General features: G+C 59.9%; 24 protein-coding genes and 1 pseudogene. 13 read left to right on the forward strand and 12 right to left on the reverse strand.

Translation table 11 applies throughout. The features are described from left to right. Positions 1-145: 145 nt before the first annotated feature. Together KBP52_RS26060 and KBP52_RS26065 are read left to right on the forward strand one after the other, a co-directional pair. Complete coding sequence (locus KBP52_RS26060) at positions 146-1,480, forward strand: dicarboxylate/amino acid:cation symporter (RefSeq protein WP_077574129.1); 1,335 nt, start codon at positions 146-148, stop codon at positions 1,478-1,480. A gap of 143 nt (positions 1,481-1,623) precedes the next feature. Then, a complete protein-coding gene (locus tag KBP52_RS26065; RefSeq protein ID WP_212621277.1) occupies positions 1,624-2,805 on the forward strand; it encodes a CaiB/BaiF CoA-transferase family protein in 1,182 nt (393 codons plus the stop codon). A gap of 109 nt (positions 2,806-2,914) precedes the next feature. Here KBP52_RS26065 and KBP52_RS26070 read toward each other — a convergent pair. After that, positions 2,915-3,410: pseudogene (locus tag KBP52_RS26070) on the reverse strand (SprT family zinc-dependent metalloprotease). Between the two features lie 127 nt (positions 3,411-3,537). Next, the gene (locus KBP52_RS26075; RefSeq protein WP_007917515.1) at positions 3,538-4,140 is read right to left on the reverse strand and encodes a Yip1 family protein; all 603 of its coding nucleotides are present in this window, start codon (positions 4,138-4,140) and stop codon (positions 3,538-3,540) included. Between the two features lie 289 nt (positions 4,141-4,429). On the opposite strand from KBP52_RS26075, the gene ttcA reads away from it, so the two are divergent. Then, the gene (ttcA, locus tag KBP52_RS26080; RefSeq protein WP_038367448.1) at positions 4,430-5,254 is read left to right on the forward strand and encodes a tRNA 2-thiocytidine(32) synthetase TtcA; all 825 of its coding nucleotides are present in this window, start codon (positions 4,430-4,432) and stop codon (positions 5,252-5,254) included. A 134-nt stretch (positions 5,255-5,388) separates the two neighbouring features. Next, positions 5,389-6,063 (forward strand): DNA-3-methyladenine glycosylase I, encoded by a 675-nt coding sequence (locus tag KBP52_RS26085; protein WP_212621278.1) that lies wholly within the window; start codon positions 5,389-5,391, stop codon positions 6,061-6,063. A 99-nt stretch (positions 6,064-6,162) separates the two neighbouring features. Here the strand turns inward: KBP52_RS26085 and KBP52_RS26090 are convergent, their stop codons facing one another. Genes KBP52_RS26090 through arsC form a run of 3 tightly spaced genes read right to left on the reverse strand, consistent with a single transcriptional unit; the run spans position 6,163 to position 7,536 of the window. Continuing rightward, a complete protein-coding gene (locus KBP52_RS26090) occupies positions 6,163-6,588 on the reverse strand; it encodes a DUF2069 domain-containing protein (protein ID WP_212621279.1) in 426 nt (141 codons plus the stop codon). A gap of 1 nt (position 6,589) precedes the next feature. Then, a complete protein-coding gene (wrbA, locus tag KBP52_RS26095) occupies positions 6,590-7,186 on the reverse strand; it encodes an NAD(P)H:quinone oxidoreductase (protein WP_134178227.1) in 597 nt (198 codons plus the stop codon). Further along, positions 7,183-7,536 carry an arsenate reductase (glutaredoxin) gene (arsC, locus tag KBP52_RS26100; protein WP_212621280.1) on the reverse strand — a complete coding sequence of 118 codons (354 nt, stop codon included), beginning with the start codon at positions 7,534-7,536 and terminating at the stop codon, positions 7,183-7,185. The genes wrbA and arsC overlap by 4 nt, the downstream gene beginning before the upstream one ends. 113 nt (positions 7,537-7,649) lie before the next feature. On the opposite strand from arsC, the gene KBP52_RS26105 reads away from it, so the two are divergent. Next, the gene (locus KBP52_RS26105; protein ID WP_160059061.1) at positions 7,650-8,117 is read left to right on the forward strand and encodes a TlpA disulfide reductase family protein; all 468 of its coding nucleotides are present in this window, start codon (positions 7,650-7,652) and stop codon (positions 8,115-8,117) included. A gap of 364 nt (positions 8,118-8,481) precedes the next feature. On the opposite strand, the gene KBP52_RS26110 is transcribed toward KBP52_RS26105, so the two are convergent. Beyond that, positions 8,482-8,886, reverse strand: a complete 405-nt coding sequence (locus tag KBP52_RS26110) for an META domain-containing protein (protein ID WP_212621281.1) — start codon at positions 8,884-8,886, stop codon at positions 8,482-8,484. Beyond that, complete coding sequence (locus KBP52_RS26115; RefSeq protein WP_093442198.1) at positions 8,886-9,320, reverse strand: hypothetical protein; 435 nt, start codon at positions 9,318-9,320, stop codon at positions 8,886-8,888. Before KBP52_RS26115 ends, KBP52_RS26110 begins: the two co-directional genes overlap by 1 nt. A 133-nt stretch (positions 9,321-9,453) precedes the next feature. Here KBP52_RS26115 and KBP52_RS26120 point away from each other — a divergent pair, with 133 nt between their 5' ends. Then, positions 9,454-9,906 (forward strand): hypothetical protein, encoded by a 453-nt coding sequence (locus KBP52_RS26120; RefSeq protein ID WP_212621282.1) that lies wholly within the window; start codon positions 9,454-9,456, stop codon positions 9,904-9,906. Positions 9,907-9,918: 12 nt separating this feature from the next. On the opposite strand, the gene KBP52_RS26125 is transcribed toward KBP52_RS26120, so the two are convergent. Both KBP52_RS26125 and KBP52_RS26130 read right to left on the reverse strand, forming a co-directional pair. Continuing rightward, positions 9,919-10,908 (reverse strand): 2-hydroxyacid dehydrogenase, encoded by a 990-nt coding sequence (locus KBP52_RS26125; protein ID WP_212621283.1) that lies wholly within the window; start codon positions 10,906-10,908, stop codon positions 9,919-9,921. Between the two features lie 82 nt (positions 10,909-10,990). Further along, complete coding sequence (locus KBP52_RS26130) at positions 10,991-13,744, reverse strand: response regulator (RefSeq protein WP_212623165.1); 2,754 nt, start codon at positions 13,742-13,744, stop codon at positions 10,991-10,993. A 219-nt stretch (positions 13,745-13,963) separates the two neighbouring features. Between KBP52_RS26130 and KBP52_RS26135 the strand changes: the two genes are divergently transcribed. The 7 genes from KBP52_RS26135 (at position 13,964) to KBP52_RS26165 (ending at position 22,699) form a co-directional block, all read left to right on the forward strand. Continuing rightward, positions 13,964-14,686, forward strand: coding sequence for a response regulator transcription factor (locus KBP52_RS26135; RefSeq protein WP_116033229.1), 723 nt, complete (start codon positions 13,964-13,966; stop codon positions 14,684-14,686). After that, complete coding sequence (locus KBP52_RS26140; protein ID WP_212621284.1) at positions 14,673-16,097, forward strand: sensor histidine kinase; 1,425 nt, start codon at positions 14,673-14,675, stop codon at positions 16,095-16,097. Before KBP52_RS26135 ends, KBP52_RS26140 begins: the two co-directional genes overlap by 14 nt. 450 nt (positions 16,098-16,547) lie before the next feature. After that, a complete protein-coding gene (cysM, locus tag KBP52_RS26145) occupies positions 16,548-17,450 on the forward strand; it encodes a cysteine synthase CysM (protein WP_026000780.1) in 903 nt (300 codons plus the stop codon). Then, on the forward strand, positions 17,450-18,826 hold the full coding sequence (gene rlmD / locus KBP52_RS26150; protein WP_212621285.1) for a 23S rRNA (uracil(1939)-C(5))-methyltransferase RlmD: 1,377 nt from the start codon (positions 17,450-17,452) through the stop codon (positions 18,824-18,826). The genes cysM and rlmD overlap by 1 nt, the downstream gene beginning before the upstream one ends. Positions 18,827-18,927: 101 nt before the next feature. Continuing rightward, on the forward strand, positions 18,928-21,171 hold the full coding sequence (gene relA, locus KBP52_RS26155) for a GTP diphosphokinase (protein WP_077574114.1): 2,244 nt from the start codon (positions 18,928-18,930) through the stop codon (positions 21,169-21,171). 126 nt (positions 21,172-21,297) lie between these two features. Beyond that, complete coding sequence (mazG, locus tag KBP52_RS26160) at positions 21,298-22,131, forward strand: nucleoside triphosphate pyrophosphohydrolase (protein ID WP_116033253.1); 834 nt, start codon at positions 21,298-21,300, stop codon at positions 22,129-22,131. 25 nt (positions 22,132-22,156) lie between these two features. Further along, positions 22,157-22,699, forward strand: a complete 543-nt coding sequence (locus KBP52_RS26165) for a DUF2058 domain-containing protein (RefSeq protein WP_016987455.1) — start codon at positions 22,157-22,159, stop codon at positions 22,697-22,699. 70 nt (positions 22,700-22,769) lie between these two features. Here KBP52_RS26165 and KBP52_RS26170 read toward each other — a convergent pair whose 3' ends face one another. From KBP52_RS26170 to fabA, 3 genes are all read right to left on the reverse strand, one after another. Then, the gene (locus KBP52_RS26170) at positions 22,770-22,958 is read right to left on the reverse strand and encodes a hypothetical protein (RefSeq protein WP_007917473.1); all 189 of its coding nucleotides are present in this window, start codon (positions 22,956-22,958) and stop codon (positions 22,770-22,772) included. A 391-nt stretch (positions 22,959-23,349) separates the two neighbouring features. Next, positions 23,350-24,570 (reverse strand): beta-ketoacyl-ACP synthase I, encoded by a 1,221-nt coding sequence (gene fabB / locus KBP52_RS26175; RefSeq protein ID WP_034155815.1) that lies wholly within the window; start codon positions 24,568-24,570, stop codon positions 23,350-23,352. An 11-nt stretch (positions 24,571-24,581) separates the two neighbouring features. Then, complete coding sequence (gene fabA, locus KBP52_RS26180) at positions 24,582-25,097, reverse strand: 3-hydroxyacyl-[acyl-carrier-protein] dehydratase FabA (protein ID WP_003227150.1); 516 nt, start codon at positions 25,095-25,097, stop codon at positions 24,582-24,584. Positions 25,098-25,295: the final 198 nt, after the last annotated feature.

The raw sequence follows: 25,295 nt of genomic DNA on the forward strand, positions 1-25,295 counted from the left end.
CGATACAAGCCACAGAAGCGTGCGTTTGGCCCAGATGGAAAACGCTGCTCCAACAACAAATCCCTCCAGTGCAGGAGGGTTCGCAATTCAGGTTTCGCGGTCAACAGATGGATGTTGCCACGCGAGGCTCTTGAGGAAATCTGCAATGACGACTCGTCAGCCACTGTACAAATCCCTGTATTTCCAGGTGATCATCGCAATCATCATCGGTATTGCGCTTGGTCATTACTACCCGCAGTTCGGTGTCGCGGTTAAGCCACTGGGTGACGGGTTCATCAAGCTGATCAAAATGATCATCGCCCCGATCATCTTCTGCACCGTGGTCAGCGGTATCGCCGGCATGCAGAACATGAAGTCGGTCGGCAAGACCGGCGGTTACGCACTCCTGTACTTCGAAATCGTTTCGACCATCGCGCTGCTGGTCGGTCTGGTCGTGGTCAACGTTGTGCAACCGGGCAACGGCATGCACATCGACGTCGCCACCCTCGACGCTTCGAAAGTCGCTTCTTATGTAGCGGCTGGCGCTGACCAAAGCGTTGTCGGTTTCCTGCTCAACGTGATCCCGACCACCATCGTCGGCGCGTTCGCCACCGGTGACATCCTGCAAGTGCTGATGTTCTCGGTGATCTTCGGTTTCGCCCTGCATCGCCTGGGCGCCTACGGCAAGCCGATCCTCGACTTCATCGATCGCTTTGCCCACGTCATGTTCAACATCATCAACATGATCATGAAGCTCGCGCCAATCGGTGCCTTCGGTGCAATGGCGTTCACCATCGGTGCCTACGGTGTTGGTTCGCTGGTGCAGCTGGGTCAACTGATGATCTGCTTCTACATCACTTGCCTGGCGTTCATCCTCATCGTCCTTGGCGGTATCGCCCGCATGCACGGCTTCAGCGTGCTGAAGATGATCCGTTACATCCGTGAAGAGCTGCTGATCGTCCTCGGCACGTCCTCGTCGGAATCGGTACTGCCACGCATGCTGATCAAGATGGAGCGTCTGGGCGCGAAGAAATCGGTAGTGGGTCTGGTGATCCCGACCGGTTACTCGTTCAACCTCGACGGTACCGCGATCTACCTGACCATGGCCGCCGTGTTCATTGCTCAGGCCACCGACACGCACATGGACATCACTCACCAGATCACTCTGCTGGTAGTGTTGCTGCTGTCCTCCAAAGGCGCGGCCGGTGTAACCGGTTCGGGCTTCATTGTGCTAGCAGCGACCCTGTCGGCGGTAGGTCACCTGCCAGTGGCCGGTCTGGCGCTGATCCTCGGTATCGACCGCTTCATGTCCGAAGCACGCGCCCTGACCAACCTCGTTGGTAATGCTGTAGCGACCATCGTGGTTGCCAAGTGGGTGAAAGAGCTGGACACCGACACGCTGCAAACCGAGCTGGCCTCGGGCGGTCGTGGTATCGCTGATACCCGTCCGGAAGATGACCTGGGTGTGGCTGAAGGCCCGACGCCTAGCAGCGTCAAGTAACCCTCGCTTCATGAAAAACCCGCTTCGGCGGGTTTTTTCTTGCCTGCTGTTTGAGCGTAACGGTCACACCCGCTGACATTTGCGGTGATTGCCGTGCGCGGTATCGCTGCCTAGGCTGAGTGCATCGCCCAAGGAGTTCGCCCATGTCCGCACCGCTGGCCTCACTGAAAATCCTCGATTTCTCGACGCTGCTGCCGGGGCCGTTTGCCTCGTTGTTGCTGGCGGACATGGGCGCCGAGGTGTTGCGCATCGAGTCACCGACGCGCCTGGACCTGCTGCGCGTTTTGCCGCCGCATGATGGCGGAGTCTCGGCCAGTCACGCCTACCTCAATCGCAACAAGCGCAGCCTGGCGCTGGATCTGAAACAGCCTGAAGCCGTGGAAGTGGTCAAGCAGTTGCTGGCCGATTACGACATCGTCCTCGAGCAGTTTCGCCCCGGTGTGATGGAGCGACTGGGCCTGGGCTATGAAGCGCTGAAGGCGATCAATCCACGGCTGATCTACGTGTCGATCACCGGTTACGGCCAGACCGGGCCGTACAAGGATCGCGCCGGGCATGACATCAATTATCTGGCGCTGGCCGGGCTTTCCAGTTACACCGGCCGTGCCGACAGCGGGCCGCTGCCGCTGGGCATGCAAGTGGCGGATGTCGCCGGTGGTTCGTTGCACGGGGTGATCGGCTTGTTGGCAGCGGTGATTGCGCGGCAGCAGAGCGGGCAGGGCACGCATCTGGATGTGAGCATGACCGACTGCGCGTTCAGCCTGAATGCCATGGCGGGGGCGGGGTATCTGGCGTGCGGCGAACAGCCGGAGTGGGAAGACCAGATGCTCAACGGCGGCAGCTTCTACGATTATTACCGCTCTCGCGATGGCCGCTGGATGTCGGTAGGCAGTCTGGAACCGGGGTTCATGCAGCAACTGTGTACGGCGCTGGGGCGGCCGGAGTTGGCGGCGCAGGGCTTGTCGCCCAAGCCTGAACAGCAGCGGGCGTTGAAATACGCGCTGACGGTCGAGTTTGAAAAGCATGACTTTGCTGAGTTGTGCGAGATGTTTGCCGGGATCGATGCGTGTGTCGAGCCGGTGTTGAGCCTGGGTGAGGCGGTGCGCCATCCGCAATTGCAGGCGCGGGAGTTGGTGACGCAGGTGCCGCGTGGGGATGGCACGACGCAGGCGCAGATGGCCTGTCCGTTGAAGTTTTCCGAAGCGTTGCCGGCGCCGCGGCATGTTGGCGCGGTGTTGGGACAGCATACGGATCAGGTGTTGGGGGAGTTGGGGATTAGTGCTGAGCGGATTGCTGAATTGCGGCGGGCCAAGGCAATTCTCTAGTGCTTGTACAGGCCCCATCGCGAGCAGGCTCACTCCTACAGGGGAATGCATTCCAAATGTAGGAGTGAGCCTGCTCGCGATGGCGCCAGTCAGGGCAACACAACACTGACTATTCCACCCGCATCTCACCACTGAACACCAAGGTACTCCGGCAGCTACGACACAAATACCGCCGCCCCTGCCGCACCAGACTATGGCGCTGCGCCGAAAACGGAAAATCACTGTCCGCGCACGGGCATTTGTAGATATAGCGGGTCACGCTGCGGCGCTTGATTGCATAGGTGTGGCAGCGATTCCGGCGGCAGTTCGTAAACCCCGCGCATGATCAGTTGCCACTCTTCGCCATGCGGCTGGATACGGTCGCCAAACAACTGATGGGCGATCAGGTGCGCAACTTCGTGGGCCACGGTCTGCTTGAGGAAGTGTTCGGCGTTTTCCCGATACAGCTGCGGGTTGAAGCGCAGCAGGTTCTCGTGCAAATGCGCGACACCGGCTTTTTGCCCGCGCAGCTTGAGACTGACGACTGGGCGTGGGAAAGAACGTTTGAAAAAGGATTCAGCGAGTTGGTAACAATCTTCGACGCGGGTATTGAGTTGCTCGGGCATGCTTGATGGATCTCCAGAGGCGTCGAGTATGCCGCAACGCCGCAGACTTGCGAATCATCGAGCTGCCGAATGGTCATCCTCGAAACGACAAGGCCGCCTTGCGGCGGCCTGTATTCAGCCTGTCGAGTCAGTTGGTATAAACGGGCCCTACGCCCAGCCCCCAGACAATCACGGTAAACGCCATGATGGCGACCAGCACCACCAGACCCACCGCAAGCACCGAGCTCGAGAACAGAAAACCCTCGTCCGACGGAATATTCATGAACGTCGGCAGACCCACATACAGCAGATAAACCGTGTAACAGATGGCCGCCGTGCCGACGATCATGCCCAGCCACATATGCGGATACAGCGCCGCCAGCCCACCGACGAATAACGGTGTCGCGGTGTAGGTTGCAAACGCGACGCAACGGGCCAGACTCGGATTGGCGTCATAGGTGCGCGCCATCCAGTGCACGAACGCTCCCATCACCGCGACCCCGCCCAGCATGGCCAGATACGACATGACGGTCATCCAGATTGCGCTTTCGACAGTGAGCATCACCGGTGCGCGGTTGCCGATCACCCAGCCGACCTGAGTCGTGCCGATAAACGCCGAGACAGCGGGGATTGCCGCCAGAATCAGCGTGTGGGTGAGGTACATGTGGCTGATGCTTTCCTCTTGGTCGCCACGGATTTCCTTCCATTCCTGATCGGGGTGGGTAAAAAGTCCCACTACGTGATGGATCATGCCAGTCACTCCTCTTGTTATTGCCATCGCCCCCCAACGGAGCGCCTACGGGCCAAGGTGGCCGAGCAAATACAGGTCTTCAGATTGTGTGCGACCTTATGTCGCAGTATAGAAAGGACTTACCCGCACAGGTATTAGGGGCTTAGAGCAAATCGCGCTGTAAACAGGGCGGGTAATCGCCTCGGGGTCTGTTAACCCGTTGTCGGCTGACCGCGACAACCTGTGCCCACAACGCCGGGGTTTTTGCGTAAAATGCCGGCCTTTCGTCACACCTCACGGATTTCGCGTCATGGGCACTCTTACGGTCAACCAGAACAAACTGCAAAAGCGCCTGCGCCGCCTGGCCGGCGAGGCGGTCGCCGATTTCAACATGATTGAAGATGGCGACAAGGTCATGGTCTGCCTGTCCGGGGGCAAGGACAGCTACACCATGCTCGACGTGCTGCTGCACCTGCAGAAGGTTGCCCCGATCAAGTTCGAGATCGTCGCGGTGAACATGGACCAGAAGCAACCGGGCTTCCCCGAACACGTGCTGCCGGCCTATCTGAAAGAGCTGGGCGTCGAGTACCACATCGTCGAGAAAGACACCTACTCGGTGGTCAAGGAGCTGATCCCGGAAGGCAAGACCACCTGCTCGCTGTGCTCGCGCCTGCGTCGCGGCACGCTGTACACCTTTGCCGACGAAATCGGCGCGACCAAAATGGCCCTCGGTCACCACCGCGACGACATCGTCGAGACGTTCTTCCTCAACATGTTCTTCAATGGCAGCCTCAAGGCGATGCCGCCGAAGCTGCGTGCCGATGACGGTCGCAACGTGGTGATCCGTCCACTGGCGTACTGCAACGAGAAAGACATTCAGGCGTATTCGGACCTCAAGGAATTCCCGATCATCCCGTGCAACCTCTGCGGTTCGCAGGAAAACCTGCAGCGTCAGGTGGTCAAGGAAATGCTGCTGGACTGGGAGCGCAAAACCCCGGGCCGCACCGAAAGCATCTTCCGCAGTCTGCAGAACGTGATCCCGTCGCAACTGGCCGACCGCAACCTGTTCGACTTCACCAGCCTGAAAATCGACGAGACCGCGGCTTCGCGCTTCGTTAACGTCGTCAATTTGTAAACACCTTCAAATGTGGGAGCGAGCCTGCTCGCGAAAGCGGTGTTTCATTCAACTGATTTGTTGACTGAGACTCCCACTTCGCGAGCAGGCTCGCTCCCACATTGGTTTCTTCGCTTCATTCAATAGGAGAGGGCATGCGCGATTACAAGTGGCTGCACGAATACTGTCTGAACCGCTTCGGTTCGGCGGCTGAACTGGAAGCCCATCTGCCCGTTCCCAAGACCCCGGCGCAACTGCGCAAGATCAGCGACGACCGCTACCTCTCGACCATGGCCCTGCGCGTATTTCGTGCCGGCCTCAAGCACAGTCTGGTCGACGCCAAGTGGCCGGCCTTTGAGGAAGTGTTCTTCAAGTTCGACCCGGAAAAAGTTGTGTTGATGAGCGCCGAACATCTCGAGCGCCTGATGCAGGATGCGCGGATCATTCGCCATTTGGGCAAACTGAAAAGCGTGCCGCGCAATGCGCAGTTCATTCTCGATGTGGAGAAGGAGAAGGGCAGTTTCGGTGCGCTGATTGCCGACTGGCCGGTGACCGATATCGTCGGGCTGTGGACGTACTTGAAAAAGCACGGTCATCAACTGGGCGGGCTGTCGGCGCCACGGTTTTTGCGCATGGTCGGCAAGGATACGTTTGTGCCGAGCTATGACGTGGTCGCGGCGCTGAATGCACAGAAGATCGTCGAAAAGGCGCCGACCAGTCTGCGCGATCTGGCGATTGTGCAGGATGCGTTCAATCAATGGCATGAGCAGAGCGGCGGCCGGCCGATGAGTCAGATTTCGATGATGCTCGCGTACACCGTCAACCATTGAGACCGAGTCGCGCCTATCGCGAGCAGGCTCACTCCTACAGGGGATTTGTAAACGCCACAGATCCCCTGTAGGAGTGAGCCTGCTCGCGATAGCTATTCGTCAGGCGACGGAGATTTCGCCTTCGCCAGCCAGTTTGCGATTCAACTGATACCGCCACCGCACATACAGCAGCGCCGAGCAGAACACCGCCAGGCTCGCAACCATCTCCAGCACCCCAAACCACTGTCGGTTCGGGTCATACGCCGCCAGTGCGCCTTTGATGAAATACAGATTCACCACAAAACACATCCATGAATGCCCACGGGCGCTGCCCATGATCATCGCCGGGGCAAGGACGATCCACGGGATCAGCTCGACCAGCAGAATCACCCACGGCCGTGCACCGTGCAGGTCGGCGAAGACCAGATAGTACGCAGCGAGCAATCCGGCCAAAGCGAAAAAGCTCAGCAGGCTGACAACCCGCATCGCTTTCACGCGCGGCTCAAGCCACTCGATACTCGGCAGAATCTTCGGCTTCTTCGCCATCTCAGCCCACCAGTTTCTGAGCGGTTTTCGCCAGCCGCAGACCCAGCGCACGGCACAGCGCCACTTCGTGCTGATCGAGGCCTTTTTTACCGTCAGCCCCAGCGTGATGACTGGCACCGTAAGGCGTACCGCCGCCCTGGGTTTCCAGCAGCGCCGACTCGCTGTACGGCAGACCGGTGATGAGCATGCCGTGGTGCAACAGCGGCAACATCATCGACAGCAGAGTGGTTTCCTGACCGCCGTGCAGGCTGGCGGTGGAGGTGAACACGCCGGCCGGTTTGCCGACGAGGGCGCCGGTCAGCCACAGGTTACTGGTGCCGTCGAGGAAGTATTTCAGCGGTGCGGCCATGTTGCCGAAACGCGTCGGGCTGCCAAGTGCCAGGCCGGCGCAATTCTTCAGGTCATCGAGCGTGGCATACAGCGCGCCTTCGTCCGGGATGTCCGGCGACACCGCTTCACACTCGGTGGAAATCGCTGGCACCGTACGCAAGCGCGCTTCGAGACCCGCCTGTTCGACACCGCGGGCAATTTGCCGGGCCATCTCGTTGGTCGAGCCGTTGCGGCTGTAATACAGCACCAGAATGTACGGCGCGCTCACGGCAACAACTCCAGGATATTTTCCGGCGGACGACCGATGATGGCTTTGGCGCCGACTTCAAGAATCGGCCGCTCCATCAGTTTTGGATGCTGGGCGATGGCGTCGATCAATTGCGCTTCGCTGAGGCTTTCGTCAGCCAGCTGAAGCATTTTGTATTCATCTTCACCGGTGCGCAGCAACTGGCGTGCGCTGATCCCGAGCTTGCCGAGCAGGGCCTTGATTTGCGCCGCACTCAAAGGGGTTTCGAGGTAACGCACGACGTTCGGGGTCAGGCCGCGGGCTTCTAGAAGTTCCAGCGCGCCGCGGGATTTCGAGCAGCGCGGATTGTGATAAAGCGTCAGATCGGTCATGGCGGGTCGCTTCTGGCGTAAAGTGGCGGCTATTCTAACTGTGCAGCGCGCAATCCAGAACCTTCGGAGGCAATGGGTCGCAGGCGCCTTCAAATTTTCACAAGGAACACGACATGACACGGCGATTGGCAGCGGCATTGACGGTAATCGGGGCGTTGATGCTGGGGGGCTGCGGCAACGACTACGGCATTGACCAGAACGGTCAGAAGGTCGCGTCCGAGCGCTTGGACAAACAATGGGTAGTGCTGAACTACTGGGCGGAATGGTGTGGCCCGTGCCGGACTGAAATTCCGGAACTCAATCATCTGGCTGATGAATTGAAGAGCAAGAACGTTGGCGTGTTCGGGGTCAACTTCGACAATGTGCAGGGCGTGGAACTGAAAGACGCCAGCGAGAAGCTCGGCATCAAGTTCACCGTGCTAGCGCAGGATCCGGCGGAGTTGTTCGAGTTGCCACGCAGTGAGGCACTGCCGGTGACGTACATCATCGACAACAAGGGCAAGGTGCGTGAGCAGTTGATGGGGGAGCAGACGGCGGCGGGGGTGATGGCCAAGCTTGAGGCGTTGCAGGCGACCAAGTAACGTCAAAAGCCCCTCACCCCAGCCCTCTCCCAAGGGGAGAGGGGGCTGACCGAGGTGTCTGGCGAGTTACATCGACCTGAGAGGTCGAGTCGATTGTAGATTCGCCAAAGCAAAATCCGGTCGATTATGGATTCGGCATAGGCCTTTCAGGTCGGCGTAGCTTCCCAATATCCCCCCATCAGTTCCCTCTCCCCCTGGGAGAGGGCTAGGGTGAGGGCATTGGCCGACTCACCGACCTAAAAGACCCAGTCGATTATGGATTCGATGAAGACCTTTCAGGTCGGCGTAGCTCCCCAATATCCCCCAATCAGTCCCCTCTCCCTCTGGGAGGGGGCTAGGGTGAGGGCATCGGCGGACCTGAGGCTTAACCCTCTTCGAGCCACCAACGCAACGGCTTGCCTTCAGCCGGCCAAAAGCGCATCTGCTCGATCGGCGAGATGTCCCAGCGCTCGACATGCTCCAGCGCCTGCAGAAAGCGTTGTTCCTGCTCCATCAGCGCTGGTGCACAGAGCTTGCGGGTCTTGCCGATTTTGCCGAAGGTCAGCTTGTCACCGTTCAACGTGTACGGCGCGAACCAATGGTTGCAGCCACCGTTGCCGTAGGCGCGGCCATCATCGCCCAGGGTCACGGTCAGATGGCTGTAATCCATCAACGGCCGCTCGCCGATCCACTCCAGAATGTAGCTGCGGTTCTGTTGCAGTTGCACAGGCTCTGCCGCGCAACCCACCAGACCCACACCGACCATAGCGGTCAGGGCAAAGCGTTTCATCACGCAGGCTCCTGGCATTTCGGGCACAGGTGCTTGTCGCCAACGGCTTTCCAGCCCAGCTCGGCGATGCGCGCGGTGGCAGCCGGTTTCTCGGCGGCTTTGCCGAGTTTGGCGTCCACGGCGAATTCGAAACTCAGCTCTTTGGCGCAGCTGTCGCAGTTGACCTGCCAGGTGTGAATCGCCAGTTCGCCGAATACCGGGCCCGTGGTCATCGCGGTCCATTGGCCCGGCGGATTGATCAGGTGGCGGACGGTTTCAACGGTCAGGCGCATGGACAAGTCCTTGCTGCCTTTGAGGGTGACCAACAAGGCGTCACCGATGCGAATCGAGCCACCATTGCCGGTGACCTGATAGCGGCCCGGAACAAGGGCGCGGCATTCGGTGAGGGTGTGTTGCGGGTTCATCAGGGTGTAGCGGAAATCGTGTTCGACCATGGGTCCTCCAAATATGCGCGACATGCTAGCACGGGCTTGATTGCAGAATGATGCGCGCGTGTGACCTTCGATCAGGTTCAATTGAGGCGACGCTCATGGCAAACTGCCGGCCTCGACTCTGAAGGAACGGAACATGGCGCTGATCGAATGTTATGAATGCAAGAAGAGCATCAGCTCCGAAGCCAACGCGTGCATTCATTGTGGGGCTCCAATGGCGGAGCAAGCAGTGCACGCGCAGACCGCAGCCGCGCCAGTACAGGCTGCAACAATCTCGTTTGGCAGCCTGCCGCGTAACAAGGCTGTGCCCGAAGTCAATGCTCCAGCGCCTGAACCGCAACCTTTACCGAAAGTCATGCCGGCCGCCGCGCGGCGTCGGCGCCAGCAGCCAACCGAGCAACCGGCCACTGAGCAGGCCAATGCCGACGGCAGTCGTCCGGTGGAAGGCTGGCTGAAGATCATGATCTTCCTGCTGCCGATGTTTTTCGTCTGGTTCCTGCTGCGCAACGGCCACTCGATGAAACAGCGCTTTTTTGGCTTCGGCTGGCTGGCGTTGCTGATTCTGGCGTCCTCGCTTTCACCTAAGTAAGCTGAAAAGCGCTCAGCCCTCGACCTGGTTCTGTGGCGTTCCCGCCGCCCAGGTCGCGATGTTGTGCAGGGTGGTTGCGGCAATCGCCCCCAGTGCTTCACGGGTCAAAAAGGCCTGATGCGCAGTAATGATCACGTTGGGAAAGGTCAGCAAGCGCGCCAGCACATCGTCCTGCAAGGGCAGGTCGGAACGATCCTCGAAAAACAGTTGCGCCTCTTCTTCATAGACATCCAGCCCCAGATAGCCGAGCTGGCCATCCTTCAATGCATCGATCAGTGCCGGGGTGTCCACCAGTCCACCGCGACCGGTATTGATCAGCATGGCGCCGGCCTGCATGTGCGCCAGTGAATCGCGGTTGATCAGGTGTTTGCTCTGCTCGTTGAGCGGGCAGTGCAGGCTGATGATCCGCGACTGCGCAAGCAGTTCGGGCAGGCTCAGATAGCGCGCACCCAAGGCGAGAACATCCGGGTTCGGAAAGGGATCGTAGGCCAGCAGTTCACAGCCGAAACCGTGCATGATTTTCGCGAAGGTCGCGCCGATCTGCCCGGTGCCGACGATCCCCACCGTTTTGCCGACCAGATCGAAACCGGTTAATCCATGCAGGCTGAAATCGCCTTCACGGGTGCGGTTGTAGGCGCGGTGCAGACGCCGGTTGAGGGCGAGGATCAGCGCCACGGCGTGTTCGGCCACCGCATGCGGCGAGTAGGCCGGCACGCGCACCACGGCCAGTCCGAGACGTTTCGCTGCGGCCAGATCGACATGGTTGTAACCCGCCGAGCGCAGGGCGATCAGGCGCGTGCCACCCGCGGCCAGCCGTTCGAGCACTGCAGCGCTGAGGTCGTCATTGATGAAGGCGCAGACCACTTCATGTTTATCGGCCAGGGCCGCCGTATCGAGGCTGAGCCTTGCCGGTTGAAAGTGCAGCTCGATAGCCGCTGGGCAATCGGCGGTGAGGAAGCTGTCGCGGTCATAGGTCTGGCTACTGAAAACGAGCGTGCGCATGAAATCCTCCTTGAGCATCGACACGGATTGAATCACCCGAACCCACTTTAGCGCTGCCGGTGTCGGCCGGCATTGCCGTGGATCAGGCGCTGATCTTCGCTTGCGCCGCCAGCCGGTTGATCGCGCGCTCCAGTTCTTCCAGCGCTGCCACGGCCTTCGGGTCGTCCTGCTTGAGCAGGGTTTCGCTGCGCTGACAGGCCGCGCGCAATTGCGGTACGCCGCAATAACGGGTGGCACCGTGCAGGCGATGGACACGTTCGATCAAGGCGTTCTGGTCGCGGTTTTCGCACGCCGTACGAATGGCTTCGCGGTCGGCTTCCAGTGAGGCGAGCAGCATGGCCAGCATGTCCGCCGCCAGATCTGCCTTGCCAGCGGCCAGACGCAAACCTTCCTCGTGATCGAGCACTGGCAGTTCATGGTTGCCCGCCGTACTGTCGCTGATGCGCTCCGGTCCTTGATTGCGCAAGGCCAGGCCGGTCCATTTCAGCACCACTTGCGCCAGTTGCCGCTCGCTGATCGGTTTGGTCAGGTAGTCGTCCATGCCGCTTTGCAGCAGCGCGCGTTTTTCGTTGGCCATGGCGTGGGCGGTGAGCGCGACAATCGGCAGCGGCGTGCAATGCCGCTCGCTTTCCCACTGGCGAATGGTTTCGGTGCTTTGGCGGCCGTCCATGCCCGGCATCTGCACGTCCATCAGCACCAGATCGAAGGACTCGCTCTGCACCGCTTTGACCGCCGCGTAGCCGCTTTCCACCGCCAGTACCTTGGCGCCCATGTCTTCGAGCAAGGTTTGCACCAGCAGCAGGTTGGCCGGGTTGTCGTCGACACAGAGCACTTTCGGTGCCCGGCTCGACAGCGGTTCGCCCGGCTCATTGCGCGGCTGGCGCGGGTTGACCAGATCGGCCAAGGCGCGGCGCAATTTGCGCGTGCAGGCCGGTTTCGCTTGCAGTTGACTATGTGGATTGGGCACCGACAAATGGAACAGCGTCTGTTCGGTGGTCGGGCACAGCACCAGCACTTTGCAGCCGAGGTGTTCGAGGTCCCAGATGTGCTGATTCAAACGCTCGGGCAGCATGTCGTTGCTGGTGATACCGATGACTGCCAGATCAATCGCCTGATCGGTCTGGTGGGCACCGGTGACACCATTGGTCAAGGTTTCGAGGGTGTTGAATGGCGTGACATCGAGGCCACAGTCTTCCAGCTGATGCTGCAAGGCCTGCCGCGCCAGTTCGTGACTTTCCAGCACCGCGACGCGGCGCCCGAGCAACGGCGCGGCCGGCAAGTCTTCGGCGTCGTCGCGGGTTTTCGGCAGGCTCAGGCTGATCCAGAATTCCGAGCCTTCGCCCGGGGTACTGTCGACGCCGATTTCGCCGCCCATCTGTTCGATCAGGCGTTTGGAAATCACCAGCCCCAGACCGGTGCCACCCGGTTGCCGCGACAGCGAGTTGTCGGCCTGACTGAACGCCTGGAACAACGCGCGCACGTCCTGGTTCGACAAACCGATGCCGGTGTCCTGAATGCTGATGCGCAGTTGCACGCTGTCTTCTTGTTCATCTTCAAGCATCGCTCGGGCGACGATGGTGCCTTCGCGGGTGAACTTGATCGCGTTACTCACCAGATTGGTGAGGATCTGTTTCAGACGCAGCGGGTCACCGACCAGCGACAGCGGCGTGTCGCGATAGACCAGACTGACCAGCTCCAGCTGTTTGGCGTGCGCGGCCGGGGCGAGGATGGTCAGAGTGTCCTGCAACAGGTCACGCAGGTTGAACGGAATATGGTCGAGCACCAGTTTGCCGGCCTCGATTTTCGAGAAGTCGAGGATCTCGTTGATGATCCCCAGCAGGCTGTCGGCGGATTTTTCGATGGTGCCCAGATAGTCGAGCTGGCGCGGGGTCAGTTCGCTTTTTTGCAACAGATGGGTGAAGCCGAGAATGCCGTTGAGCGGCGTGCGGATCTCGTGACTCATGTTGGCGAGGAATTCGGATTTGATCCGGCTGGCTTCCAGCGCTTCTTTGCGCGCCAGATCCAGTTCAATGTTCTGGATCTCGATGGTTTCCAGGTTCTGGCGCACGTCTTCGGTGGCCTGATCGACACTGTGCTGGAGTTCTTCGCGGGCGTTTTGCAGGGTGCCGGCCATGCGGTTGATGCCCGACGCCAGTTCATCCAATTCCTGACTGCCGAGCGGCGGTAAACGCGTTTCCAGATGGCCGTCCTTGAGCTGCGCGACGGCTTGTTTGATCTGACTCAGCGGGCGGTTGATGGTGCGGCCCATGCGCAATGCCAAGAGCGCCGCGCCCGCCAGACCGGCGGCAATCAGCAGCAGGCTGGCAAACAGGCTGCGATAACCGCGCAGCAGCATGCCGTTGTGCGACAGTTCCAATTCGACCCAGCCGAGCAAACGCTCGGACTCTTCCGGGATCAGTTCGCCAGCGAGATTGCGATGTTTGCCGAATACCGGCATCAGGTAACGCGTCGCGTCATTGCCGCTGCGCCGTTGCAAATGCGCGCTGTCGCCGCTCGGCGCCTGATTGAGCATGGTCGGGCCGGCGTGGGCCAGCGGTGAGCGGTCCGGGGCGAGGAAGGTCACCGCGCGCACGTCCGGTTGTTCAAGGGACTGAGTGGCGATGCGTTCCAGCAGATCGCTGTTGCCGTGGCCCATGGCGGGGGCCACCAGCGGCGCCAGTTGCTCGGCGATCATCTCGCCACGCTGCATCAATTGGCTCTGCAAGTCGGACTGCTGCGTCCAGGTGAAATAACCACCCAGCACCAGCGCCATCAGGCTGGTCGGCAACAAGGTCAGCAACAACACGCGACCTTTGATTCCCAGTTTCTTGAGCACGCCTATCTCCTGCATCCCGCTGATCTGTTGACTCATGCGTGCATCCGGCACGCGGCATGGGCGCAGTGTAGCGATTTGCTCGCAGGCAATCTCCGGAAAAATGCTGTCAGGGTGGGTCAGGGCGCCGGTGCTCGTTTGTCAGAAAGGGCAGCCTTGTGTTGCCCGTTGCCCGGCAATCTTGAATAATCGCGCTCAACTGAGAATTACTTGCAGATACTCATGACTCCTGTTTCCGTCGGCCAGCCACGCATTCTTTCCATCGAAGACGATCCGGTTCTCGGCGCCTATGTTCACGAACATCTGGGCCGCAGCGGCTTTCAGGTGACCTGGTGCCAGAATGGCCAGGAGGGCCTGAGCATCGCCACACGCCAGCCGTTCGACGTGGTGCTGATGGATATCCTGTTGCCGGGCATGGACGGCTTGCAGGTGTTGACGCAATTGCGCCAGAGCCATTCGACGCCGGTGCTGCTGATGTCGGCCCTCGGTGCCGAGGCGGATCGCATCAGCGGTTTCCGTCTGGGCGCCGATGACTATTTGCCCAAACCCTTCAGCATGGCCGAGTTGCATGTGCGCATCGAAGCGATCCTGCGTCGGGTTGCGCTGGATCGGCGCCCGGCCGCGCCTGCGATGCCCGTAGCCGCCGGTACGCTGAGGTTCGATGACGAACAGTGCGATGTGTTTTTTCGCGAGCAACCCGCCGGTCTGACCCGCAGCGAATTCCGCTTGCTGGAAACCCTCAACCGCAATGATGAGGAAGTGCTGAGCAAAGCCTTCCTTTATCAGCACGTTCTGCAGCGCGGCTACGCGGCGCACGACCGCAGTCTCGACATGCACATCAGCCAGATCCGCCGCAAACTCAAAGCCATCGGTTACACCGAGCGTGAAGTGCGCACAGTGTGGGGCAAGGGTTACGTCTTGAGCGCCGCCGATGAAACGCTCTGAACTGCCGGGGCGGCATTCGTTGTTCTGGAAACTGGCGTTTCTGCTGGTCGCATTTTGTCTGCTGATGATCTGGCTGAGCTGGTCGTGGGGTCGTTATATGGAGGAGCGCAACCAGTTCCTCTCCGACGAGGCACGCGGCACGCTCAGCCGTTATGCCGCGCAAGCGGAACAGGCGTGGCAGCACGGCGGCCGCAGCGGGGTCGATGACTGGTTGCAGAGCATGGAGTTGCGTGAAGCCAGCTGGGTCGGCGTCATCGGCGGCAACTTGCAGTCGCTGAGCAGCGATCCGCTGAATGAACAGGAAATCCAGCACCTGACGTTCTTGCGCGGTCTCGACTGGCCGATCCACAAACAGAACCGGCCGTGGCTGCGCATACCTTTTCCCAAAGAACCGTCCGCCGGCAGCCTGGTGATCGAGCTACCCGAGCGTTTCCTGCCGGGCAAATATCGGCTGTTCTGGCGCGTTATCACTAATGGCGTGATTCCCGGTCTGTTCACCTTGTTGCTGTGCGTCGGACTCTATCGCCTGTTGGTTGTGCCACTGAACAACCTGCGCGAACAGGCCAATGCCTGGCGCGCCGATCAATTGAATGTGCGGTTGTCGAGCGGCATCACCCAGCGCCCGGATGAACTTGGAGAGCTGGCGCGAGCGTTCGACTCGATGTCCGAGCGCCTGCAATCGACCGTTGCTTTGCAACAGCAGTTGCTGCGCGACCTGTCCCACGAATTGCGCACGCCGCTGAGCCGCTTGCGCGTGGCCAGCGAAAGTGAACAAGGCCTGGTGCAACTGCGCGAGCGCATCGGTCGCGAAGTCGACGGTATGCAAAGACTGGTCGAAGACACTCTGCAACTGGCCTGGCTCGATACCGACCGCACGCCGCTGCCCGAGGAAGCGATCCAGATTCAGGCCCTGTGGGAAATGCTCACGGACAACGCCTGTTATGAAAGCGGCTGGCCGAGCCTGCAATTGCAGTGTTCGGTCGAGGCGTCGTGCTGGGTGCGTGGCAACCTGAATACGCTGGCGCAGGCGCTGGAGAACATTCTGCGTAACGCGATTCGGCATTCGCCGGCGGGTGGGATCGTGCGGCTTGATGGGCGGCGCGATGGCGATTACTGGCATCTGTGGCTGGAAGATCAGGGCGGCGGGGTGGCGGAAGGGGATCTGGAGCGGATCTTCTCGCCGTTCACCCGGCTGGATGGCTCGCGGCCTGGGGACGGTGGATTTGGCTTGGGGCTGAGCATCGCGCGCAATGCCGTGCAGCGTCAGGGCGGAAGTATTTGGGCGGAGAATGGTGGGGTGGGGTTGCGGCTGAATTTACGGTTGCTGGCGGATGATTGTGTTGCGCCGTCTGACGCTTTCGCGAGCAGGCTCGCTCCCACATTGGATCTCTGTTCGCCGCAGATTGTGTGATCAACAGTTAATAGGGTCATCACTGCTGACACTATTCTGCGAATGACACTACTCCCTGTGGGAGCGAGCCTGCTCGCGAAGAGTCTCTGCGCATCACCACCAATGAAAATGGCTCAACACAAAAGTCGCACCACTGGTGCGACTTTTATCGCTTACTCCCATCCCATAGGGAGTGTGTTTTACCCGCAGATTGTTTGAGCAATACAAGACAGTGTCAGCACTGCTGACATTATTAATAGAGCAACTCGGGTCACTGTGGGAGCTGGCTTGCCAGCGATGAGGCCATTTGCATCACCGCAAAAAAAGATGACCCAGCGTAAAAGTCTCACCAGTGGTGAGACTATTGCTGCTTATTCCCATAAACCATAAGCACCGCACTTTGCGTGATATGGCCTGCGCGGGTTTGCCGGTATGATAGGCGCCCCCGCACGTCTGGATTGCGAATACGCCATGACCTTGCAGTACCCAACCATCGCCGATTGCGTCGGCAACACTCCGCTGGTGCGTTTGCAGCGCCTGCCCGGTGCCACCAGCAACACCCTTTTGCTCAAGCTCGAAGGGAATAACCCGGCGGGTTCGGTCAAGGACCGTCCGGCGTTGTCGATGATCACTCGCGCCGAGTTGCGCGGGCAGATCCACGCCGGTGATACGCTGATCGAAGCAACCTCGGGTAACACCGGGATCGCGCTGGCCATGGCCGCTGCGATCAAGGGTTACAAGATGATCCTGATCATGCCGGACAACTCCAGCGCCGAGCGCAAAGCGGCGATGACCGCGTACGGTGCCGAGCTGATTCTGGTCAGCCAGGAAGAAGGCATGGAAGGCGCCCGCGATCTGGCGCAGCGTATGGAAGCCGAAGGCCGTGGCAAGGTGCTCGATCAGTTCGCCAACGGCGATAATCCTGAAGCGCACTACACCACCACCGGCCCGGAAATCTGGCGTCAGACCCAGGGCACCATCACCCATTTCGTCAGTTCGATGGGCACCACCGGTACCATCATGGGCGTGTCGCGCTACTTGAAAGAGCAGAGCGACAGCGTGCAGATCGTCGGTCTGCAGCCGATGGAAGGCTCGGCCATTCCCGGCATCCGCCGCTGGCCGCAGGAATACCTGCCGAAGATCTATCAGGCTGACCGCGTTGACCGCATCGTCGACATGGCGCAAAGCGAGGCCGAAGACGTCACCCGGCGTCTGGCCCGCGAGGAAGGCATTTTCTGCGGCGTGTCCTCAGGCGGTGCGGTGGCAGCGATGCTGCGCCTGTCCAAAGAAGTTGAAAACGCGGTGATCGTCGCGATCATCTGCGACCGTGGCGACCGTTATCTGTCGACCGGCATTTTCGACGCGCCCAACTGATGGCCAAGCACGAGAGAGGCCTGCGCTTCCAGCCCACGGGTGGCAGCAAGGCCGCGCAAATTCCGACCGGTAAAAAGCAGCGCTTGAGCATCGAGCGCCTGGCCAATGACGGTCGCGGTATCGCGTTTTTCGAAGGCAAAACCTGGTTCGTCCTCGGCGCGCTTGCCGGTGAAGAGGTCGAAGCGCGGGTGCTCGGCGCCCACGGCAAAGTGGTCGAGGCGCGCACCGAGCGCGTGTTCAAGGCCAGCGAATTGCGCCGCCCGGCACCGTGTCAGCACGCCGGCCGTTGCGGCGGTTGCAGCGTTCAACATTTGCCTCACAGCGAACAGCTTGCCCTGAAACAGCGCATGCTCGCCGAGCAATTGTCGCGCGTTGCCGGTATCGAACCTGAAGAATGGGCAGCACCGCTGACCGGTCCCGAATTCGGCTATCGCCGTCGCGCCCGGATCGCGGTGCGCTGGGACATGAAGGCGAAGAAACTCGAAGTCGGTTTCCGTGCCGCTGGCAGTCAGGACATTGTCGCGATCAGCGAATGCCCGGTGCTGGTACAGCCCTTGCAACCGATCATGACCCGTTTGCCGGAGATGCTTCGTCGTTTGAGCAAACCGCAAGCGCTGGGTCACGTCGAGTTGTTCAGTGGCTCGTCGCTGGCGGTATTGCTGCGGCACATGGCGCCGTTGTCCGAAGCGGATCTGACCATCCTCAAGGACTTCTGCCAGTTCCATCAAGCGCAATTGTGGCTGCATGGCGAAGGCGAGCCGCAACCGGTCGATGCCAGCCAGTCGCTGGGCTATCGCCTGGAGCAGTGGGATCTGGATCTGGCGTACCGGCCGGGCGACTTTATCCAGGTCAATGCCGGCGTCAACGAAGCAATGGTGGCGCAGGCGCTGGACTGGTTGAAACCTGGCAGCGACGAGCGCGTGCTGGATCTGTTCTGCGGCCTGGGTAACTTTGCTTTGCCGCTGGCCAAAGCCGTGCGCGAAGTGGTGGCAGTTGAAGGCGTGCAGACCATGGTCAATCGCGCCGAAGCCAACGCCGCTAGTAACAATTTGCATAACACAAAGTTTTTTCAAGCCGATTTATCCCAGCCTTTGACCGATGCCCAGTGGATCGGAAACGGCTTTTCTGCGGTACTCTTGGACCCACCGCGTGACGGTGCTTTCGAGGTGGTTCGCAAGCTGGCGACCCTGGGTGCCAAACGGTTGGTGTATGTGTCGTGCAACCCTGCAACTCTGGCGCGCGACACGGTCGAATTGATCAAGCAGGGCTACCGGTTAAAACGTGCCGGGATTCTCGATATGTTTCCTCAGACGGCACATGTCGAGGCCATGGCGTTATTTGAAGCGAGCCAGGATGGCTCGTCTGAATCCGTCTGATCTGTCCGCGCAGCGCTCGCTTTAGCCCCGCGAGCGCAAACGGACAATAAGGATCAGCGATTTGACGCATTGAATCTGCGTCGTAGGGAAGGTAAAGCAAGATGGTACAGGTGAGAGCACACCAGCCGATCAACACTGACGGCAGTATCAATCTCGAGGCTTGGCTCGATCACGCGGTCAGTGTCGATCTGGCACTGGATCGCGAAGCCTTGAAGGAAGCCTGCGAGTTCGCTCGCGAGGCCGAACAACAGTCCAATGCCAGGAAGAATCTGTGGGCCGAAGGCTCCGGCAGTTTCAGTACGGGCCTGGAAATCGCCGAGATTCTCGCCGACCTCAAGCTCGATCAGGATTCGCTGGTCGCAGCGGTCCTGTATCGCGGCGTGCGCGAAGGCCAGATCGAACTCGCGGCCGTCGGCCAGCGCTTCGGCCCGGTGGTGGCCAAACTGATCGACGGCGTGCAGCGCATGGCGGCCATCAGCGCCAGTCTCAGTCCGCGTCAGTCGATGGTCATGGGTACGCAAGGGCAGGTGGAAAACCTGCGCAAAATGCTCGTCGCCATGGTCGATGACGTTCGCGTTGCGCTGATCAAACTGGCCGAACGTACCTGCGCCATTCGCGCGGTGAAAACCGCCGACGACGAAAAGCGTAACCGTGTCGCCCGCGAAGTCTTCGACATCTATGCGCCGCTCGCGCACCGCCTCGGCATCGGTCATATCAAATGGGAACTGGAGGACTTGTCCTTCCGTTATCTCGAGCCGGATCAATACAAGCAGATCGCCAAGTTGCTCCATGAGCGACGGCTTGATCGCGAGCGTTTCATCGCCGACGTGATGACCCAGCTCAAGGACGAATTGCAGGCCACCGGCGTCGATGCCGACATCAGCGGCCGGGCCAAACACATCTATTCGATCTGGCGCAAAATGCAGCGCAAGGGTCTGGAATTCAGCCAGATCTACGACGTGCGTGCGGTGCGTGTGCTGGTCCCGGAAATGCGCGACTGCTACACCGCGCTGGGTATTGTCCACACCTTGTGGCGGCACATCCCGAAAGAATTCGACGACTACATCGCCAACCCGAAAGAGAACGGCTACCGCTCGTTGCACACGGCGGTAATCGGCCCTGAGGGTAAAGTACTCGAGGTGCAGATTCGTACGCACTCGATGCACGAAGAAGCCGAACTCGGCGTCTGCGCGCACTGGCGCTACAAGGGCACCGACGTCAAATCCGGCTCGAACCACTACGAAGAGAAAATTTCCTGGCTGCGTCAGGTGCTCGAGTGGCACGAAGAGCTGGGCGATATCGGTGGTCTGGCGGAACAGCTGCGCGTCGATATCGAGCCGGATCGGGTCTACATCTTCACTCCGGACGGTCACGCCATCGACTTGCCGAAAGGCGCGACGCCGCTGGACTTTGCTTACCGCGTGCACACCGAAATCGGTCACAACTGCCGTGGCGCGAAGATCAACGGGCGCATCGTGCCGCTCAACTACAGCCTGCAGACCGGTGAGCAGGTCGAGATCATCACCAGCAAGCACGGTACGCCGAGCCGCGACTGGCTGAACTCCAACCTCGGTTACGTCACCACCTCGCGGGCGCGGGCGAAGATCGTTCACTGGTTTAAATTGCAGGCGCGCGACCAGAACGTTGCCGCCGGTAAAACCCTGATCGAACGCGAACTGACACGCCTCGGTCTGCCCGCGGTGGACTTCGACAAGCTGGCCGACAAGGCCAACATGAAAACCGCCGAAGACATGTTCGCCGCCCTTGGTGCTGGCGACTTGCGTCTGGCGCAACTGGTCAACCTCGCGCAGCAACTGGTCGAGCCGGAACGCGGCAACGAACAGTTGGAGTTGATTCCGCGCAAAGCCACCGGCTACAAACCGGGCAAGCGTGGCGATATTCAGATCCAGGGCGTCGGCAACCTGATGACGCAGATGGCCGGCTGCTGCCAGCCGCTGCCGGGCGATGCGATCGTTGGCTATATCACTCAGGGCCGTGGCGTGAGCATTCACCGTCAGGACTGTGCCTCGGTGCTGCAACTGGGCGGGCGCGAGCCGGAGCGGATCATTCAGGTCAGCTGGGGGCCGGTGCCGGTGCTCACCTATCCGGTGGACATCGTCATCCGTGCCTACGACCGGTCCGGTCTGCTGCGTGATGTCTCGCAGGTATTGCTCAACGAGCGCATCAACGTGCTGGCGGTCAACACCCGCTCGAACAAAGAGGACAACACCGCGTTGATGTCGCTGACCATCGAGATCCCGGGTCTGGATGCGCTGGGTCGCTTGCTCGGGCGGATTTCGCAGTTGCCGAATATCATCGAAACGCGGCGTAACCGTACGCCCTGAAGATGACCAATGTAGGAGTGAGCCTGCTCGCGATGAGGGAGTGTCAGTCAACATTAATGGTGGCTGATACACCGCGATCGCGAGCAGGCTCACTCCTACAGGATTTTGTGGTGAGACAGCTAAATGATGTACAGCCTTGAAGACCTGCTCCACCTCATGAGCCGTCTGCGCGATCCGCAGTACGGTTGCCCGTGGGACATCAAGCAAACCTACGCGACCATCGTTCCGCACACCCTCGAAGAAGCCTACGAAGTCGCCGATGCCATCGAGCGCGGCGACTTTGATCACTTGCAGGGCGAGTTGGGCGATCTGCTGTTCCAGGTGGTGTATTACAGCCAGTTGGCCAAGGAAGAAGGACGTTTCGAATTTGCCGGGGTGATCGACAGCATTACCCGTAAGCTGATCCGTCGTCATCCCCACGTGTTTCCGACTGGTGATCTGTACGCGCCGCTGGATGTTCCGCGCTTGAGCGAGGAACAGGTCAAGCAGCGCTGGGAAGAGATCAAGGCCGACGAGCGCGCCGAGAAGTCTGCCGCGCCTGAGCAACTGTCACTGCTCGACGATGTGCCAGCCACGCTGCCGGCATTGTCGCGTTCGGCCAAGTTGCAGAAGCGCGCAGGGCAGGTCGGTTTCGACTGGCCAGACGCCTTGCCGGTGCTCGACAAGGTGCGCGAAGAGCTCGATGAAGTCCTCGAAGCCATGTCCGAAAACGATCCCGTTGCCGTGGCTGACGAGATCGGTGACCTGCTGTTTTCCGTGGTCAATCTGGCCCGGCATTTGAAGGTCGACCCGGAAACGGCATTGCGTGGCGCCAACGGCAAGTTTGAAAGACGTTTCCGATTTATCGAACAGGCATTGCGCGACACCCACCGTCCCATAGAAGATTGCACCCTCGAAGAGTTGGACGCCCTGTGGGGTGAAGCCAAACGTCAGGAAAAGAATGTGCCCGGCTGCGGCTGAGCAACTGCCCAAGTGAGTAAGTCCCATGAGTATTTCCCTTCGCGACCAGTTGCTCAAAGCAGGCCTGGTCAACCAAAAGCAGGCCAAACAGGTCAGCAAGGACAAGCAGAAGCAGCAGCGTCTGGCCCATAAAGGCCAGATCGAACTGGATGACTCGCAGCAACGTGCAGCTCAGGAAGCCATGGCCGAAAAGGTCAAACGCGACCAGGAGCTGAACCGTCAGCAGAAAGAGAAAGCCGAGGCCAAGGCGCGTGCGGCGCAGGTCAAGCAATTGATCGAAGTCTCGCGTCTGCCGAAGCTGACCACCGAGGACTACTACAACTTCGTCGACGACAAGAAGGTCAAGCGTATCTCGGTCAACACGCTGATGCGCAACAAGCTCAGCAGCGGCTCGCTGGCGATCGTCCACCATGCCGGCGGCTACGAAGTGATCCCGCGTGAAGCGGCGCTGAAGATCCAGGAGCGCGACCCGCAGCGCATCGTCCAGCTCAACGTGCAGACCGAAGAGGTCAGCACCGAGGACGATCCGTACGCGGCGTATCAGATCCCTGATGATCTGATGTGGTAAATCGATAAAGCTGTAACAACGACAAACCCCGCTCATGGCGGGGTTTGTCGTTTTCAATGCTGTGGTTGAATCAGGCGGATTTCAGATCCCGCTGCTGTTCTTGCACTTCCAGTTCGGCCTTGTAGTTGTGGGCATCGATCTCGTTGTGGAACATGCCGACCAGCAAGTCTTGTTGATGCACATCCCAGATGCGGATACCGGCGGCTACGCCTTCGTGGGACATGTGTGAATCGTCGCGTTCAGTTACTTTTACAGTCATCTGCTAGCTCCAAATCTCAAGTTATCTGCAGCAAGGCGTGTGCAGGACTCTGTTATAGAATTTGTTAGCCTGCTAAGTAAACGGCTGATTTGTGCAAGGTGTTGTTGCGTTTTTTGCAACAGTGCTGCAGCCCGCGTAATCCGCGACATTCGGTCGCAGGGGGCAAAGTTTCATGACAGAAGTTTCATTTTTAGAACACCGTAGCCCCCTGTAGGAGTGAGCCTGCTCGCGATGACGGAGTGTCAGTCACCGACGCTGTTGGCTGATCCACCGCTATCGCGAGCAGGCTCACTCCTACAGGGGATTTGTGTCGGCCATGAGTTTTCTACAGACGAAAAAAAACGCCCCGAACCAGTCGGGGCGTTTTCATGTGTGGCTCAAGCGGGGGGAATTACTTGCCTTCCCAGCGCTTCAGTACCAGCGTGGCGTTGGTGCCGCCGAAGCCGAAGCTGTTGCTCATCACGGTGTTGATGGTGGCGTTCTCGCGGGTCTTGGTCAGCACCGGCAGATCGGCCACTTCCGGGTCCAGCTCGTCGATGTTGGCGGAACCGGCAATGAAGTTGCCTTCCATCATCAGCATGCAGTAGATCGCTTCGTGAACGCCGGCGGCGCCCAGGGAGTGACCGGACAGGCTCTTGGTCGAGCTGATTGCTGGTGCCTTGTCGCCGAACACTTCACGCACACCCTTCATTTCCGCGACGTCGCCGACCGGAGTCGAGGTGCCGTGGGTGTTCAGGTAGTCGATCGGGGTATCAACGGTGGACATCGCCATCTGCATGCAGCGGATCGCGCCTTCGCCACTCGGGGCAACCATGTCGTAGCCGTCGGACGTTGCGCCGTAGCCAACGATTTCCGCGTAGATCTTGGCGCCACGGGCCAGAGCGTGTTCCAGCTCTTCAACCACGACCATACCGCCACCGCCAGCGATGACGAAACCGTCACGGTCGGCGTCGTAGGCACGGGAAGCTTGTTCCGGGGTGTCGTTACGCTTGCTGGACAGAGCGCCCATGGCGTCGAACAGGAACGACTGGCTCCAGTGCTCTTCTTCACCGCCACCGGCGAAAACGATGTCCTGCTTGCCCATCTGGATCTGTTCCATGGCGGTACCGATGCAGTGAGCACTGGTGGCGCAGGCAGAAGCGATGGAGTAGTTCAGGCCCTTGATCTTGAATGGCGTGGCCAGGCAAGCGGAAACGGTGCTGCTCATGGTCCGCGTTACGCGGTATGGGCCAACGCGCTTCACGCCTTTCTCGCGCAGGATGTCCAGCGCTTCCATCTGGTTCAGCGTGGAAGCACCGCCGGAGCCCGCCACCAGGCCGGTACGCGGGTTGGACACTTGCTCTTCGGTCAGGCCGGAGTCAGCAATGGCGTCTTTCATGGCCAGGTAGGCGTAAGCCGCTGCGTGGCCGACGAAGCGATAGATCTTGCGATCGATCAGCTCTTCAAGGTTGAGGTCAATGGAGCCGGAAACCTGGCTACGCAGACCCATTTCGGCATATTCCGGGTTGAACCGGATGCCAGGGCGGCTTGCACGCAGGTTAGCGGAGACGGTCTCTTTGTCATTGCCCAGGCACGAAACGATGCCCAGACCAGTGATAACGACGCGGCGCATGCGAATAACCCTTAGAAGTTGTCAGTGGAGGTGAACACGCCGACGCGAAGGCCTTCGGCGGTGTAGATTTCGCGACCGTCGACAGTTACCGAACCATCGGCAATGGCCAGGTTCAGCTTGCCCTTGAGGACGCGTTTGATATGAATGTTGTAGGTGACTTTCTTGGCGGTCGGCAGCACCTGACCGAAGAACTTCACTTCGCCCGAACCCAGCGCACGGCCACGGCCCGGCAGGCCTTGCCAGCCCAGGAAGAAACCGACCAGTTGCCACATGGCATCCAGACCCAGGCAGCCCGGCATTACCGGATCGCCTTCGAAGTGGCACGCGAAGAACCACAGGTCAGGGTTGATATCCAGTTCGGCGACCAATTCACCTTTGCCGTACTTGCCACCTTCTTCGCTGATCAGGGTGATGCGATCGACCATCAGCATGTTCGGGGCGGGCAGTTGCGCGTTACCTGGGCCGAACAGCTCACCGCGACTGCAGCGCAGCAGATCTTCCCGAGTAAAGGCGTTTTGTTTGGTCATGCGAGCTCCTCAATAATCCCATGCGGCAGGTGGGGCAAATCTTCCCGACCGTTCGAAGCGTTCATGCCTCGAACCGGCAGCCTACTCATAGACTATTGCGTTGTGGTGAAAGTCACAGCACCAAGGACATGAATGTACACTTGTGCACTGAAATTTTTATTCAAGCCCCTTTTGAGGCTCGTTCGGGTGCCTAAGACT

The sequence above is a fragment of the Pseudomonas sp. SCA2728.1_7 genome (assembly GCF_018138145.1).
Classification (GTDB): domain Bacteria; phylum Pseudomonadota; class Gammaproteobacteria; order Pseudomonadales; family Pseudomonadaceae; genus Aquipseudomonas; species Aquipseudomonas koreensis_A.

Excerpts from the sequence above, each read along its gene's own strand:
- KBP52_RS26060 (WP_077574129.1), top strand. The coding sequence starts at position 146 with ATGACGACTCGTCAGCCACTGTACAAATCCCTGTATTTCCAGGTGATC.
- KBP52_RS26065 (WP_212621277.1), top strand. The coding sequence starts at position 1,624 with ATGTCCGCACCGCTGGCCTCACTGAAAATCCTCGATTTCTCGACGCTG.
- KBP52_RS26075 (WP_007917515.1), bottom strand. The coding sequence starts at position 4,140 with ATGATCCATCACGTAGTGGGACTTTTTACCCACCCCGATCAGGAATGG.
- ttcA (WP_038367448.1), top strand. The coding sequence starts at position 4,430 with ATGGGCACTCTTACGGTCAACCAGAACAAACTGCAAAAGCGCCTGCGC.
- KBP52_RS26085 (WP_212621278.1), top strand. The coding sequence starts at position 5,389 with ATGCGCGATTACAAGTGGCTGCACGAATACTGTCTGAACCGCTTCGGT.
- KBP52_RS26090 (WP_212621279.1), bottom strand. The coding sequence starts at position 6,588 with ATGGCGAAGAAGCCGAAGATTCTGCCGAGTATCGAGTGGCTTGAGCCG.
- arsC (WP_212621280.1), bottom strand. The coding sequence starts at position 7,536 with ATGACCGATCTGACGCTTTATCACAATCCGCGCTGCTCGAAATCCCGC.
- KBP52_RS26105 (WP_160059061.1), top strand. The coding sequence starts at position 7,650 with ATGACACGGCGATTGGCAGCGGCATTGACGGTAATCGGGGCGTTGATG.
- KBP52_RS26110 (WP_212621281.1), bottom strand. The coding sequence starts at position 8,886 with ATGAAACGCTTTGCCCTGACCGCTATGGTCGGTGTGGGTCTGGTGGGT.
- KBP52_RS26115 (WP_093442198.1), bottom strand. The coding sequence starts at position 9,320 with ATGGTCGAACACGATTTCCGCTACACCCTGATGAACCCGCAACACACC.
- KBP52_RS26120 (WP_212621282.1), top strand. The coding sequence starts at position 9,454 with ATGGCGCTGATCGAATGTTATGAATGCAAGAAGAGCATCAGCTCCGAA.
- KBP52_RS26125 (WP_212621283.1), bottom strand. The coding sequence starts at position 10,908 with ATGCGCACGCTCGTTTTCAGTAGCCAGACCTATGACCGCGACAGCTTC.
- KBP52_RS26135 (WP_116033229.1), top strand. The coding sequence starts at position 13,964 with ATGACTCCTGTTTCCGTCGGCCAGCCACGCATTCTTTCCATCGAAGAC.
- KBP52_RS26140 (WP_212621284.1), top strand. The coding sequence starts at position 14,673 with ATGAAACGCTCTGAACTGCCGGGGCGGCATTCGTTGTTCTGGAAACTG.
- cysM (WP_026000780.1), top strand. The coding sequence starts at position 16,548 with ATGACCTTGCAGTACCCAACCATCGCCGATTGCGTCGGCAACACTCCG.
- rlmD (WP_212621285.1), top strand. The coding sequence starts at position 17,450 with ATGGCCAAGCACGAGAGAGGCCTGCGCTTCCAGCCCACGGGTGGCAGC.
- relA (WP_077574114.1), top strand. The coding sequence starts at position 18,928 with ATGGTACAGGTGAGAGCACACCAGCCGATCAACACTGACGGCAGTATC.
- mazG (WP_116033253.1), top strand. The coding sequence starts at position 21,298 with ATGTACAGCCTTGAAGACCTGCTCCACCTCATGAGCCGTCTGCGCGAT.
- KBP52_RS26165 (WP_016987455.1), top strand. The coding sequence starts at position 22,157 with ATGAGTATTTCCCTTCGCGACCAGTTGCTCAAAGCAGGCCTGGTCAAC.
- KBP52_RS26170 (WP_007917473.1), bottom strand. The coding sequence starts at position 22,958 with ATGACTGTAAAAGTAACTGAACGCGACGATTCACACATGTCCCACGAA.
- fabB (WP_034155815.1), bottom strand. The coding sequence starts at position 24,570 with ATGCGCCGCGTCGTTATCACTGGTCTGGGCATCGTTTCGTGCCTGGGC.
- fabA (WP_003227150.1), bottom strand. The coding sequence starts at position 25,097 with ATGACCAAACAAAACGCCTTTACTCGGGAAGATCTGCTGCGCTGCAGT.